Raw genomic sequence first — 13,799 nt, forward strand, 5'->3', positions numbered from 1 at the left:
TGTCATCGAAGCTTTTCATGCTGCTGGCCATTTGCTCAGCCAGTTTCTTGATGTCAGATTGGTTAGTCATTGCTTATTCTCCTGTTAGTGGATTATAAGCAGTTACACAAAGTTTGGGAAACTCTCAACATGGCTAAAGCCATCTTTCAAAGCATCGAGCGATAGTCATCCAAAAATTTCGGAATGGCTATCCAACTGATGCAGTTCTAAAATATCGTCACCAACAAGCCTATAAATCAAGACTAAATCAGGCTTCACATGACAATCACGACAATTCTTAAACTCTGCACCACCCTTCAAGGGATGATCTAAATATTTTTCAGGCAAAGGATTATTTGCGACTAAACAATCTAATACTTCTGCCCATTCAGCCGTAACCAGTTCTAAATAACGTCTTTTAATATCACGTTTAAAAGAACTGGTTACGATAATCTTACGTTTAGCCATGTGCTTCTTCCGACATAGCTTTAATCGCTTCTTCTACCGTTTCGTACTCGGTGTACTCGCCATTTTCAATCTCTTTTAAAGATTGAAGTAACTTGGCTGCTGCTTTAGGAGTTAAAGCAGTTTCTCGCGCATAGTCAAAAGATAAAGGGATCGCCTTAGTTTTAACGATTTGATTCAAGAACAGTTTGAATGCTTGGGGCATAGTCAAACCGTAGTCTTCCAAAATAGGCGTGACTTGTTCTTTTAACTCTGCTTCTAAGCGCATATTGAAATTGACTGCGGACATGATTTCCTCACTCAAAAACCATTAAAGTAAAGATAATATAAGGCATATCCTTTACTTTTTCATTACTTTTGATGTAATAAATGGTTTCTAACAAATGATGTTATTCACCAATTAAAATGTCTATGCGAAAAACCATTTAAAATGTCCTGTTTTTAACCACAAGAGTCAAGCACAGGATTTAAATTTCTTTGTTCAATAACAGCTTTCTGAGCTTTACGGCTCGGCATACTTTTCTTGGCACGGGAACGTTTATTCTGTTTCTCCAATTCTTCATGTTGTTGCTGGATATGCGCCAGGACTGAACCTAACCGTTTATTCTCAACAATCTCATTTTGCTGCAGCCCAGCCAATTTATTGAAGATGCTGTAGTTGAGCTTTCGTCCTTCATGCATGAGGGCCACAGTGCCATCCGGATACTCCAGAAATGAAATGTATTGCCCAGCAAGCTTATGATTCAGCTCTGTCGGTTCAAGCAGATAAATACATTTGTCATAGGTAATCGTCAGGTTCTTGGTGACCTTACGCGGTTCCTGCCAGGTAAAAATATCATCCAGTTCAAGATCAGATTCGGTTAATGGTCGATGCAGGTTCTTTGAGTTTCGCGCACATTTGGCGAACTTCTGATTGAACTGCTCAATAAAGCAGGGCAACCAGGCATTTGCTTCTGCAATCGAACAGATGCCTTCCAGGCGCATCTCCTTGATCAAACGGTCCTGAAGGGTTCTATTCGCTCGCTCTACGCGACCTTTGGCCTGGGGTGAATTGGCGAAGATAATATCAATGTTTAACTCATTCAGAATCCGCCCAAATTGCGTGATCTGGCTGTCTTGCCTGGATTTCTGGTTGACTCTAAATACCGAGTGTTTATCGCTATAAAAGGCCAAGGGCTTGCCGTATTGCTCAATGTAGGCTCGGGTTGAAAGCATATAGTCAAAGGTCGTTTCAGCCTCACAAAAGCGCAGATGCAACAGCTTGCCGGTAGCATCATCGATATAAACCAGCAAACAGCATTTGGTGGCTCTTCCTTCAAACCAGTCATGATATGAGCCATCAATCTGGATCAGCTCACCGAAGCAATCACGGTTATAGCGTGGCTGGTATGGGCGTTTTAGACGTTTGGATCGCGGAATCCAAAGGTCATTTGCAGTCATCCAGCGCCGAACCGTTTCTACCGGGATATTCAGGTCAAACATGCTGCTGAGCTTCTCATGCGCCAAGGTAGGTCCAAAGCCCAGCAGATGTTCAGAAATAATGGAAAGACATTGCGATTTTAATAAATCGTCATGGCGATGATGGCCCGGTTGACCACGACTGGCATGCGTCATGCCTGAAACACCATCTTGATTGAGCTTCTGCAATAACCGGGTAATTTGACGGGTGGAAAGATTCAGGATTTCAGCAGCACGGACTTGGGTAATACGATGATCTCGAACGTCTTGCAGAACTGCAAGACGTTGAATTTCTTTGTCAGACATAGTGATCAGCATCTATATTTTATATCCAGTCCATGGTGATAAAAACCATCATAAACCAGACATTTTTATTGGTGAGAATATAGACACTTTAAATGGGTTCTAACAAATGCACTTCGTATAACGCCCATTATGTTAAATGGGTCATTTTGATCCTAGACAAAATAATGGACAGCACGTCCCTCTAAAGATAACGTAACTTTAATCTTTGGAGATTCAAGAAATGGCTAAACGTTTTAGTCCCGAATTTAAACAGCAAGCGATTGATTATGCACTTTCAAACTCACACGAGTCTGTAGCTGCAATCGCCCAGAAATTAGGTGTGGGTTATTCAACATTAGATAAATGGATTCGTGAAACCAATCCGGCAGGTTCAAGCAAACGTCAACTTTCTCCTGAACAACAGCGGATCTTGGAATTAGAGAAAGAAGTCAAACAGCTCAAGGAAGCCAATCACATCTTAAAAAAAGCGCATGTGTACTTTCTGACAGATCATGCCAAGAAAAGTACACGGTAATTCAAGATATGGATGTGAATGAAGTCACTGTGTCTTCTGTCTGTAAATGCCTAGATGTCAGCACTTCAGGCTATTATGCCTGGCGAAAACGCCAGACCAATACAGCGCAGAAATACAATGATTTAAAAGTTGTATATTGGCAGCATCATGCGCGCTTGGGTGCACCGTCATTGGTACATGACATGCATGATTTAGGTTATCGCATGAGCGAACGTACCGTTGGAAGGATGCTAAAAAAGCTTGGTTTATGTAGTAGGATTGCACGTAAATACAAGCATACGACTGATTCAAATCATCGTTTGTCTACAGCACCAAATTTGTTGGATCGCCAATTTACAGTTACTCAGCCTAATAAAGTTTGGACAACGGATATTACCTATATCCGCACTAAAGAAGGCTGGCTGTATTTATGTGTGATGCTAGATCTATTCAGCCGTCGTATTGTGGGTTGGCAAACCAGCCATCGAATAGACCGCCAATTGGTGTGTGATGCGTTTAATTATGCAATGGCTCGTCAGGGTTATCCAACGAGTGTCATGGTGCATTCGGATCAAGGTAGTCAGTACTGTAGTCGTGATTTTAGGGCGCTATTATTGACGAATAACTGTATTCAAAGCATGTCTAGACGAGGAAACTGTTGGGACAATGCAGTGACCGAAAGCTTCTTCCATACCCTGAAGGGGCATGTAGTACATGGCAGTGTATTTTCTACGAGAAAAGAGGCAAATGCTATCTTGTTTGAGTATATTGAAGTTTACTACAATCGAATCAGAAGGCATTCTGCAAATGGCTGGTTAAGTCCAGAAGCCTTTGAACAGAAATATTTCAAGAATTTAGAGGGATCGGTTGTCCACGATACTGTCTAGGATCAGATACGACTCACCCATAGCGCAGTCTCTCCAAATCAATATTCAACGATAGGTTTCATTGACTATTTATAAACAACCTAAGATACTTCCATCTCTTTACTTTTCGCAGACAGCATATTTCCAAGAACAACTTGCCAATCGCTTTTCATATCGAGCCGGCTTATTAGCCAAAGCTCAGCCATAAGCGTATCCGACGCGTCATAAACACAGGACATATTCGGATAGCGATGTGCCAAAAATTTCGGGAGTATCGCAAGGCCGGCACCTTTATCACAAAATCTAGCGCAAGACTCCAAATCATCACACATAATCTTTATATTTCCATAAAAACCAAGCTGTTCCCAATCTAACAGGCCAAAAACAAAATCATGAGTCTTATATGAGAAGCCAATGCCCGTCTTTATAAGATCAGACTTATCTCTTAACGCGTCCTTACCAAATTCATCAACAATATCATCTATATATGAAGCCGAACCAAAAACCCCAAGACCGAATGTACCAAGCCGTTTTATCTTTAAACTATTCATATTGGAAATGGGACGCGCCAACCGTATTGCAAAATCGAAACCCTCACGCTCCAAGTCAACAAAACGCGCATCACTAGAAATATCGAATGTAAACTCTGGGTAGATTTTTCTAAATGCTATCAGCACATCTGAAAACTGATTTACCAGTACAAAGGGGATAGAAACTTTAATCACTCCACCCTTATCCCCCGGAGTCAGACCAAAGAAAAGACGCGTTGCGCTTTCCATATCTACTGCAGCTTTTAGCACATCTTCCGTCCCTGGCGCCAAAGCCCACCGATTATTTTCTCTGACGAATAACGAATATCCTAAAAAGGCCTCTAAACTTTGTATCTTTCTTCGTAACGTAGAACCGTCGATCCCTAGGCTTTCGGCAGCGGCCTGATAGTCCCGCTCTCTATATAGGGCCAAAAATGCCTTAACATTATCCCAATTAGCGCTGTCATAACTCAGATTTTGAGGCATAGCACCCCTCACTTGGCTTTATTCGTCAAAAGATATCTCTATAAACCTTGACTTGGGCTTAGAGCGACACGCTAATATCCAGCCATCCTCTTCATCAGAGGGATCCAAAACCGTATTTTCCTCCAGAACTACATCGCCACTTAGCAGACTGCACATGCAGGATCCACAATTTCCTGCACCACAGGAATTGGGCACGTTAACTCCGGCATTTATTATCTCTTTTAAAATAAAGTTATCTTCAGAGCACATAACTTCTGTCCGACTGCCATTTAAAAGAACAGAAACGGCAAAATTCTTTTCTTTGCTTTCATTTTTATCGCCATTATCATCAGAAACACTCCCAGCAAAAGACTCCTTGGTTATCAGTCCAGGTGGGACTTTAGACTCGATCAAAAAATTCTCTACACCTCCCATGAAGGGGGCAGGTCCACATAAAAAATATTCAACCTCGGAAGTATCGTCAACATATTGTTCAAACGCACTCGATGTCGGGATGCCCTTCTCATCATCTGACCAGAATTCAATGTCAAATCGCTCTGGATGAGCCAAAGAGAGCTCCTTCAACTCTTCACGAAATATAACAGAATCCTTAGATGAGTTAGCATAAAACAATTTCATCCTATTGTTATATTTAATTAGTGCTGTTTTTATAATAGAAATAACAGGAGTTATACCACTACCCCCTGCAAAAAAAATAAAGTCTCTTTCCCAGTTCTGCGGGTAAAACTCGCCCGCAGGAGGGAGTGTCTCGACCAAATCGCCAACATTAACATTATCACACAGCCAGTTCGACCCTCTACCGCCATTTTCTCGCTTGACCGTGATCTTAAAGTCCTCATTGGCCGCAGCCGCAGAAGATAATGAGTAAGATCGGAATAATAGACTTTTACCAGTACGAATTTTTATTGGTAGGTACTTGCCTGGCACGTGCTCAGGAGGAACCTCGCACAAAGGCTTTAATACAAATGAAAACGACTCCTTCGTTTCCGCTATCTTATTAATAACTCGAAACTTTAATATATTCATTTAAGACCTACTATAGAAAAAAGGAATTATTGCCTTGCGGCGAAAGGCAGTCGTTCAAATTTATCTGCTTCATCTTTATTTTCAGCTCATCATTATCCTTAATAATTACATAACCATACCAACCACTTAAAACTTGAGACTTGCCATCTCGGCTTTCAAACACAATAAAGCTTGTTCTAACCAAAAACCCCTCGCTTGACCCCGGTACCTTCCATATTTCTGGAATCCCAGTTACCCTACTAGTGCTCGAGATCGGTATCTGCGAATACGCGAAACCTGTTTGTATCCTTACAATCCTGTCCTTAAGCCGTCTGATATCGTGAAACTCCAGGGTGACTTCCTCAGCAGGTGACTCAGCAGGAGAGCTCCCAGGAATCCAGTAGCAACCACTTTCAAGGAATAGTGAAAGCCATTCATCAAAGCTCTGCTGGTCTAAAAGCCGGGCTTCTTTTGCCACTAACATTTCTATCTTATTGTCGTGTATAGGATCTCCAAGATTCGAAATGTTCCAGAAAAAATCAGAGTAGCTCTTAACTTCTTTGTAATAAGATAGATCCACCACACTTGAATCCGCAATTTTCATAGGAAGTTCACTATTATTAGTCATTTTATACCTCCAAGTTTTCGCTATCAGGTTCCTCAGTCATTAGTCGTTTCCAGGTATCAAAATAACTACGACTATGAATCTCAGACGTCGGTTTGTTCGTCAAAATATTATCGTAACCAGCACCTTCTGCATCATTCATGTGTCGACTGATGTCAACCCATTCAATCTCCGGCATAGATTCAAGACCTTCTTGGCAGGACTCAAAATTTGCCGCATCATCGACCTCACCCATAATTGGAAAATCTTCTTGGGTGCGCATCCGAATAGCATTTAGCTCTTCATCCTCATCATCAAGTAAAGTTGCATACCAATGTAAAACCGTTTTATTAACCGAGAGTGGATCGATTACTTGAATTTGGTTTCCGATCAACAGCAAGTTAGGGAATATATTTAAATTCATACCCGCTCCAACTGCCATATCCAAAGTCTTTTCTGGTTCGCTATGATGGCTTCGGACGTTACTTTCGAAACTTTCCCGTCCGGGTTGAGGGCGTTGTTGATTCCATGCGGAGGTTTTATACATCTCAGGCCGCTGATCTATTACTGAGTGGCCATTTCCCAATGAATAAACCTTCATTTCGGTCTCATCAGCGCTCCCAAAATACTGCATATCTCCGCCACCGTGTCTAAGCGTGGTCATCTGTATTAGAGATTGGTGGGAGAACGGAACGTGATATCCATCCCCGGCATTGTCAAAAATCAATTTCCAATTGCAGTGGATTTCATAACGTTGAACTGAGTTAGAAACTCTTATGTCACCACCTTGATTTAGCCATTCATCAAGGTACTTACGAGCGTTTCCGAGATGTTCTTCTAGACTAACAGCACTTTCATTACCAGATCCGAATATAAAACCTCTATAACTTTCAACTCTAGGAAGTGCTGTCATAGAAAAACTGTCTTTATCGAAGCAATCTCCATAAGCATCCTGTCCTGGGATGACAAATGCTTTCCCGGAGTTTTTGAATTTCCAGCCATGGTAAGGACAAGTAAATGTCTTTGAGTTTCCGGAACTGTTTCGGCAGACTTTTGCGCCTCTATGGGGGCATCGGTTCAATAGTACTTGAAAATCATCATCACCCTTTCTCACAACTATCAAAGGTCGCCCACCAACTCGAATGGTCTGAAAGTCGTTAACATTTGGAATTTGACTTTCATGCAGCAAGAACACCCAGTTAGCTCTGAATATATTCTCCATTTCCGCATCATATATTTCAGAATCAGTATAAACTGACCTATGTACACGTCCCGGCTGGATAAGCTTGTTTATATTTTTCATGCATCACCTCGCTTGTTTATATTTTTCATGCATCACCTCAAAGGTTCTGGAAGTCAACATTCTTGTGCAAAACGTCCTTTATCAACTGCCGTATTGATTCAGGAGGTTCGTAACCCTTTAATTCTTTATTGAATCCATGGACTTGGTCTTCTTGCAGATTTCCGTCTTCGAGGTGAACTTTTAAGAATTCGTTCTCAACTGTATCTCTGCTTAATTCCGGGTGCCCCTGAAACCCAATAACATGGCTTCCAAAACTGAATATTTCCACTTCAGTGGATTCTGAATTTCCGAGTAAAACTGCTCCTGGAGGGCATTCAAGTACACATTCCCCATGACTCTCAACAAGTTTGACATTTGTTTCGGTGACTCCAATTTTGCCATTCACATCATTCAAAAACCTTATCTCGTCAACCCCAAATCTAAATTGTTGGCTAGGATTCAGACCCACGACCCCTCCAAGCGCCACTGCGAGCGCTTGGCAGCCAAAACAGATACCTACGATGGGTTTCCTTTGATCATATGCAGTTCGAATAAATTGAAACAATCCCGAGAACCGATTTCGGTCCTCATTTACTGAATACTCGCTCCCACTTACAACAAACCCATCATAATTATCAATGATATTGCTTAGATCTGAAAATCCACTTATAACATCCCATTCGGAATCTTCTGTTTTAAAAGCGCTTATCATTTCTTCCCTATAGTCAAAGCGCTCTTCTTCAGAGCACCACAATAATGCAAAGCGTTTAGACATATTGACCTCTGAAAATCACAGTAAGTTGAAGTATTCTTTTTGTTCCCACTGCGTGACAGCACCTGTAGGCTCAGCAGCCTCAGCACCTTCAGCATCGAGAAATCTTGCCCACTCGGATCTTCTTAATTGCAGCCAATATTTAATAAAGGTGTCGCCAAAGCAGCTTCTAAACAACTCCGAATCGTGCTCAAGAGCATCCAGAGCCTCAGCCAAAGTCGTTGGCAGCATTGGTACTTGTGCATCATAAGGAGACTCTTGCAACTCGCCGGGATCCTTTTTGTTTTTAATGCCATCAAGCCCAGAGACAATTTGTGATGCCATATATAAATAAGGGTTGGCGCCGGGCTCACCAATACGATTTTCGATCCGGCTAGCCGGATCGCCTGTTGCAGAAATTACACGGACCATCGCTGCCCGGTTATCTTTCGCCCAAGCTCTTCGGTCTGGTGCAAGCGAGTACGGCTGACGTCTTCGATACCCATTCACAGTTGGTGTTGTGAAACTCGAGGCGGCACTACCATTTGCAAGTAATCCACCAGCATAAGCTCGACCTAGCGGGGATACCACTTCCCCTTCTGAGGGTATAAAAAGATTCTTTCGGGTATCTTTATCCACTAGTGATTGATGCATATGCCAGCCTGAAGCAAAGAACCCATTGATCGCCGGCTTGCACATAAATGTTGCGTGATAACCATGTCGTGAACATATTTGTTTGATGGCCGATTTTATAAGTAGCGCTGCATCGGCTGCTTCTAAACCTTCCATTACATCAAACGTGGTTTCCATTTGGCTTGGTGCCCACTCATCTTCTATTGAGCGCAAAGGCAGATTGAGCTCGAGAAGACCTTTTCGAACCTTGGACATAATATCGTCCACCTGATCTAAGTGATGTTCAAGTAGATAGGAGTACCCTTGCGCCACGGGTTGAACTTGAATGGTATCAGGCTGTACACCTGGCGCACCTAAACTCTCTGGAGAAAGTGAGCGATCAACAATTTTCGTCAAGTACCATTCAAGCTCAATACCGCATTTAAATAAGTAACCTTCATCGCTTAACGATTTGACAGCCTTCTTCATGATACCGCGGGGACATAATGGGAATGGTTCACCAGATTTCCAATGCAGATCTGCCAGCATCCAGCCGGTTTTATCTGCCCAAGGTAAGACCTTGAACGTCGTAGGATCTGGAACCATCACAACACTTGGGCTGCCACTCAACTCATCAATTCCGAAGCCACCACCAGCAGTAAATGGGTTGAAAACTATTGAGCTGACTAGGTCGAAAAAGAAAGGTGCCATCGTAACTTCTGACCCTTCTTTAAAGGCTGATTTAAGCGATGCAACCGTGAGTGATTTGCCTCTAAGGAGACCGTATTGATCGGCCCAAGAAAGCCGAATCATCTCAAGCCCTAAAGAATCAATTTCTGCGAGAACTTTGTCGGCTGCATCTCGCTGCTTATCTGTCCAAAGATTATTTTTCGTTATAAAATCTAATTTCTCACTCATGGGACATTCCTTTGTATGATTTTTCGAGCACTTGTTGACGCATGTCAATATTTCTATTTTAGTTAGTTTTTACACCCCGTTCTATAACATCTGTGCAAAACCGTTTTGCAAAAATGCTGCGCGGGGAGGGTAGTCGTGACCTTTCCCCCAAATTCCGCACCATGAATTCGATGAGATTTCCCGCTAACCTAGCACGATGGAGATCTCGATATGAAGAAGACGCGATACACCGAAGAACAGATCATTGGCGCCATCAAGGAGCATGAAGCCGGAGCCAAGGTCGACGATATTTGCCGCAAGCTCAGCATATCCAGCGGCACGTTCTACAACTGGCGTAGCAAGTACGCTGGCTTGGAGGTGAACGAAGCCAAGCGCTTGCGCGAGCTGGAATCAGAGAACAACAAGCTCAAAAAGCTGTTGGCAGACAAGCTGCTCGAAGTTGAAGCGATGAAGGACGTGCTCTCAAAAAAGTGGTGACGCCTGCAGGCCGAAAGACAGCCGCCCGGCACTTGATTGAGCAGCATCGAATCAGTGAACGGAGCGCCTGCCAGCTTGTAGGCATTTCTCGTAGCGCGTTTCGGTATCAAGCCCGGGCTAGGAACGACCACGTCTTGAGAGAGCGGCTCAGAGAGCTTGCTGCGCAGCAGTCTGCCTATGGCTACCTGTTTTTGCACAGCTTGCTGAAGACCGAGGGCTTGGTGATCAACCGCAAGCGCACGTATCGGATATATACCGAAGAAAGGCTTCAGGTGCGTACCAAGCGACGTAAGAAGCTACAGCGCCCTCGGCAACCACTCGAAGTTCCTGGGGCCGTCAACGAGCGTTGGTCTATGGACTTTGTTTCTGATCAGTTGGCTAATGGTCGCCGTTTCCGGGTGCTGAACGTGGTGGATGATTTCTCTCGCGAAATGGTTGGACAGTTAGTGGCAGTATCGATCAGCGGGTGCCAGGTAGCGCGCTTCCTGGCGCAGCTTTGCGAGCACAGAGGTCAACCGCGAAAAATAATCTGTGATAACGGTACAGAATTCACCAGCAAGGCGATGTTTTTTTGGAGCAAAGAAACCAGCGTAACTCTGGGCTTCATTCAACCCGGCAAACCTACCCAAAACGCGTTCGTGGAGAGCTTGAATGGGAAATTCCGGAATGAATGTCTGAATCGATCCTGGTTCAGAACGATGGACGAGGCGCGTGTAGAAATCGATTCATGGAGGGAGCATTACAACCATGTTCGACCGCACAGCTCACTAAACTATTTGCCGCCAGTTGAATACGCTCGACGAGCGGCGTAACGTGAGAAATCTCATCGAGCCGGTGGTGCTAATTCAGGGGAAAGGTCAATTAGTAGTTTGATCTTGGATATAAGTTAATGAATGCTAAAAATCAAATATTAGGAATAACTTCAGAAGTTAGTGAAAATTTGGTAGATAACGTTTTACTAAATACAACTGAAAATGCTTTAGAAGAGGTTATTAAAGCATTCCCTATAGTTAGTGCTCTGAAGGGTATCTATCAAGGTTTTACTCAATATCAATTAAATAAAAGAGCACAGCAATTCCTATATTTTATTGAGGAATGTGAGAGCAGAGATCCAGGAGATATCTTAAAAATCTTTAAAGATAAAAGTAACGTTGAAATGGGAATGGAAATAATAAATGCTTTAGATACTAGCTATCTAGTAAATCATGCACAAATGCTAGCTAGAGTCACATTACTATATGATGCTAAAGAAATTTCTAGAGAAAAATTCTTAGAATATGTTCATGTAATTCCTAGATTAACTTCACATCTTCTGACTCAGATCAAATACTGTTATGAACAACAACTTCTTTTGATTGCAACTAATAAATCAGATGATGGATTTATTGGAGGAGACTTTGAGTTAGTAGGATACAAATTCTTATCACCTGTTCCGTTAGCATCAGGTGGATTTAGATATACAGGTACAACTCATTTAAAATTTTTCTATGAAAAAATTTATCAAAATTCACATGGTAGATCTTAAGTTTTCCTAAAATTAACATAATACACCTTATACGAAATTCGTTATAATTATCTATAGAAATCAATGCTGTAGTTTCTAGTTTATAGCCCAATCGCCACCGAATGGGCTTTTTTTATGATTTTTCACGTTCCACGATTGTTATTTAATCAAAGTTTCACGACTTTGTTCATATCAGTTAAACAATCGTGGTTAATCATAGGGTCTAAAAAAACGGCTCCAAAAGCCCCTTTTCTCCGGTTCCTGCTCAACTTGCTCCGGCACTGGAATCCGCTTATTTTCCATCTGCTCCGGAGTAGTCAATCCGTCATGTTTAGCTTCTGCTGTGTCCGGTTCGGGATCTGTTTTGACCATGCTTGCTTGCACGGGTTCTTGATCGGTAAACGTAGTCATATTAGGTTTTGGGGCTTCTAATAGGCGTTGCATCGTTTCAATTTGGTTTTGATAGAAAGATTCCCGATCTTTGGCATCGTCAAGCTGATTTTTTAGCATGTCTATTTGTTGTCTAAGCAGTAAAACTTCTGCCGAATTTGGACTGTCTATTTTTACAGGTTCTTTTACATCCTGTTTTTTAACTGGTTCCCCAAAAACGCGTATGGCTTCTGCTAGATCAATTTTATTATCAGAATTTTTACTTAAAATTCCTTTCTTTATGTTGTTATAAATTGTTTGTCTATTGATGTTGTACAGCTTGGAAAGTTCAAGAACTGTAAGGGTTTTCATGCTGTAAACCTATGCCTAAACTTGTCAAAATTGGGTGTCTATTAGACTGTCTAATAGACAAATGATCAAGTCTATAATTTAGGCAGCTTTAAACCCGACTTTTTGAAGGTAAGGATGTAACTCTTCAAATTTAGTAGGGTCTTGAAGCATGTCAGCGACACGTACAGCAAATTGCTGATAGCTCTCAGTACCTTCTGAATATCGTCCCATCTCTGGTAGTTCGGAAAGTTTATTAGCAAACAAATGGCGTTGTTTATCGGTCATTTTTGAGAAGGCATCTAAAGTATTAGGATCTCTCTTACTCCCGATATGCTCATGAGTTAATTTCTTTTGTTTAAAACTGAATGAAAAACCTGAAATTGAGCGTCCTTTTTTATGCTGTTCATACTTCAGATTGATATCTGAAAACTCATTAATTTGATCTATAGCAATATCAAGTACACGTCTCTTAAATGCTTCCATTCTGGTGTATTCGTTTACACCGATACCCAATTGGCTACGGAATTTATTTAATTCAAAAAGAGGGGTCTTCCCTATAGATTTCCACTGCATTAATAATTCGTACAGACGAACTGCATAGACGCTTTTAAATTCAGATGTTTTTCGTAGATGATAGCTTGTGAAATATTGTTCAAACCCATCTATTTTAGTGACATGTTCGATAACTACACGCGTTAAGGTAACGAGAATTCGACCTTCACCTTTTCTATAGTTTGCATCTTGAATCCAACGACTTTTCGTTAGACTTCCATCTTCATTTGTAATTGTGAACTGTCGCTTAAATAGTGAGTCTTCTGCTTCAATTAAAGCTAAATAAGCAGCATCTGGAGAAACATTAAAAGCTTTCGCATATCTAATGGCACTTAGTTCTAATGGTTCATCAGTTGATAAACCTTGTCCTGTTTCTCGAGCATCTACAATAGCAAGCTGTAAAAGACGAGTTTCACTTAAGGTTAGAGTCTGTAAGGCTTGAACAAGTTTATTTGATTTTACGACTAAGTCTGTCATGTTGTTTTATATAGCAACGGTTTTATTATGTTGCTATAACAACATAATAAAAATGCGTTGTCAAATACCGAGGAAACGTTGCTATATAGCCGAGGAAACGTTGCTATATAGCCGAGGAAACGTTGCTATATAGCCGAGGAAACCCTTTTGTATAGAGACCATCCCGAATTCTGTGTAACTGCCGTTTAGATTAAATGCTTGCTGATACGGTCATCAAACATAATCATAAAACGATTCAGAGCAGACGTCCAGTTACGGATTGGCATCGACCACTTTTTGGATGCCTGCTGGGTTGCTAAGTACACCACTTTTTG

The 13,799-nt window shown here is 41.8% G+C and carries 14 protein-coding genes and 2 pseudogenes; 3 read left to right on the forward strand and 13 right to left on the reverse strand.

Annotated elements, in window-relative coordinates; all coding sequences use genetic code 11:
* The 4 genes and pseudogenes from JMX63_RS14765 to JMX63_RS13660 all read right to left on the reverse strand — a co-directional run.
* A pseudogene (locus tag JMX63_RS14765) lies at positions 1–70 on the reverse strand (transposase); the annotation flags it as partial.
* A 95-nt stretch (positions 71–165) separates the two neighbouring features.
* Positions 166–447: a type II toxin-antitoxin system YafQ family toxin gene (locus tag JMX63_RS13650; RefSeq protein WP_001129137.1), complete on the reverse strand. Its 282-nt coding sequence runs from the start codon at positions 445–447 to the stop codon at positions 166–168.
* On the reverse strand, positions 440–733 hold the full coding sequence (locus JMX63_RS13655) for a type II toxin-antitoxin system RelB/DinJ family antitoxin (protein WP_001277151.1): 294 nt from the start codon (positions 731–733) through the stop codon (positions 440–442). Before JMX63_RS13655 ends, JMX63_RS13650 begins: the two co-directional genes overlap by 8 nt.
* Before the next feature lie 152 nt (positions 734–885).
* The gene (locus JMX63_RS13660) at positions 886–2,220 is read right to left on the reverse strand and encodes an ISNCY family transposase (protein ID WP_180185717.1); all 1,335 of its coding nucleotides are present in this window, start codon (positions 2,218–2,220) and stop codon (positions 886–888) included.
* 208 nt (positions 2,221–2,428) lie between these two features.
* Here JMX63_RS13660 and JMX63_RS13665 point away from each other — a divergent pair.
* Positions 2,429–3,588, forward strand: a protein-coding gene (locus JMX63_RS13665) for an IS3 family transposase (RefSeq protein ID WP_153310065.1) whose coding sequence is annotated in 2 segments (ribosomal slippage) — positions 2,429–2,663 and positions 2,663–3,588 — 1,161 coding nt in all. Because the reading frame shifts where the segments join, the coding sequence is not laid out codon by codon here.
* A gap of 80 nt (positions 3,589–3,668) precedes the next feature.
* Here the strand turns inward: JMX63_RS13665 and JMX63_RS13670 are convergent.
* Genes JMX63_RS13670 through JMX63_RS13695 form a run of 6 tightly spaced genes read right to left on the reverse strand, consistent with a single transcriptional unit; the run spans position 3,669 to position 9,755 of the window.
* Complete coding sequence (locus JMX63_RS13670; protein ID WP_201572989.1) at positions 3,669–4,583, reverse strand: LysR family transcriptional regulator; 915 nt, start codon at positions 4,581–4,583, stop codon at positions 3,669–3,671.
* An 18-nt stretch (positions 4,584–4,601) separates the two neighbouring features.
* The gene (locus tag JMX63_RS13675) at positions 4,602–5,609 is read right to left on the reverse strand and encodes a ferredoxin--NADP reductase (RefSeq protein WP_201572991.1); all 1,008 of its coding nucleotides are present in this window, start codon (positions 5,607–5,609) and stop codon (positions 4,602–4,604) included.
* 10 nt (positions 5,610–5,619) lie between these two features.
* On the reverse strand, positions 5,620–6,216 hold the full coding sequence (locus JMX63_RS13680; RefSeq protein WP_201572993.1) for an aromatic-ring-hydroxylating dioxygenase subunit beta: 597 nt from the start codon (positions 6,214–6,216) through the stop codon (positions 5,620–5,622).
* 1 nt (position 6,217) lies between these two features.
* The gene (locus JMX63_RS13685; protein WP_201572995.1) at positions 6,218–7,495 is read right to left on the reverse strand and encodes an aromatic ring-hydroxylating oxygenase subunit alpha; all 1,278 of its coding nucleotides are present in this window, start codon (positions 7,493–7,495) and stop codon (positions 6,218–6,220) included.
* Positions 7,496–7,532: 37 nt separating this feature from the next.
* Positions 7,533–8,249, reverse strand: coding sequence for a type 1 glutamine amidotransferase (locus JMX63_RS13690; protein ID WP_201572998.1), 717 nt, complete (start codon positions 8,247–8,249; stop codon positions 7,533–7,535).
* A gap of 15 nt (positions 8,250–8,264) precedes the next feature.
* Positions 8,265–9,755, reverse strand: a complete 1,491-nt coding sequence (locus tag JMX63_RS13695) for a glutamine synthetase family protein (RefSeq protein WP_201573000.1) — start codon at positions 9,753–9,755, stop codon at positions 8,265–8,267.
* A gap of 210 nt (positions 9,756–9,965) precedes the next feature.
* Between JMX63_RS13695 and JMX63_RS13700 the strand changes: the two genes are divergently transcribed.
* Both JMX63_RS13700 and JMX63_RS13705 read left to right on the forward strand, forming a co-directional pair.
* A protein-coding gene (locus JMX63_RS13700; RefSeq protein WP_201573002.1) for an IS3 family transposase occupies positions 9,966–11,044 on the forward strand; the annotation gives its coding sequence in 2 pieces (ribosomal slippage) (positions 9,966–10,218 and positions 10,218–11,044; 1,080 coding nt in all).
* 77 nt (positions 11,045–11,121) lie between these two features.
* Positions 11,122–11,757, forward strand: coding sequence for a hypothetical protein (locus JMX63_RS13705; protein ID WP_188137635.1), 636 nt, complete (start codon positions 11,122–11,124; stop codon positions 11,755–11,757).
* Positions 11,758–11,946: 189 nt separating this feature from the next.
* Here the strand turns inward: JMX63_RS13705 and JMX63_RS13710 are convergent, their stop codons facing one another.
* The 3 genes and pseudogenes from JMX63_RS13710 to JMX63_RS13720 all read right to left on the reverse strand — a co-directional run.
* On the reverse strand, positions 11,947–12,477 hold the full coding sequence (locus JMX63_RS13710; protein ID WP_201573004.1) for a plasmid replication DNA-binding protein: 531 nt from the start codon (positions 12,475–12,477) through the stop codon (positions 11,947–11,949).
* A 78-nt stretch (positions 12,478–12,555) separates the two neighbouring features.
* On the reverse strand, positions 12,556–13,485 hold the full coding sequence (gene repM, locus JMX63_RS13715) for a replication initiation protein RepM (RefSeq protein WP_201573006.1): 930 nt from the start codon (positions 13,483–13,485) through the stop codon (positions 12,556–12,558).
* 185 nt (positions 13,486–13,670) lie between these two features.
* Positions 13,671–13,799 (reverse strand): annotated as a pseudogene (locus JMX63_RS13720) (IS256 family transposase); the annotation flags it as partial.

This window comes from Psychrobacter nivimaris, from assembly GCF_904846365.1.
Taxonomy (GTDB): domain Bacteria; phylum Pseudomonadota; class Gammaproteobacteria; order Pseudomonadales; family Moraxellaceae; genus Psychrobacter; species Psychrobacter nivimaris_B.